Genomic DNA, 284 nt, shown 5'->3' with positions numbered 1-284 from the left:
GAGCTGATCCGCAAGGAGCTGGAAGCCAGGCCCGCCACCGAGGACGCCTGGACCGCCCTTCTCAACGCGCTGCGCCACACGCCTCGGCCCGGCCAGGACGACGCTACCACGTTGCAGATCTCGAAGATGCTCTACGGGACCCCGTCCCTGCGGGCCCGCAGCCTCGAGAAACACCTCCACTGGCAGGCTCTGCTCACCCCGGAGATCCGCCGCCGCCTCGGCGTCGCGCCGGACGACGAGCACGACCTGCGCGCCGACGCGATCGTCGCCTGCGTCCTCACCTG

General features: G+C 71.1%; 1 pseudogene. It reads left to right on the top strand.

Annotated elements, in window-relative coordinates:
* Window positions 1–284: pseudogene (locus HT134_RS44490) on the top strand (TetR family transcriptional regulator); the annotation flags it as partial.

Source organism: Nonomuraea rhodomycinica (assembly GCF_013363995.1).
GTDB lineage: Bacteria > Actinomycetota > Actinomycetes > Streptosporangiales > Streptosporangiaceae > Nonomuraea > Nonomuraea rhodomycinica.
This window is presented reverse-complemented; position numbering and strand designations above follow the sequence as displayed.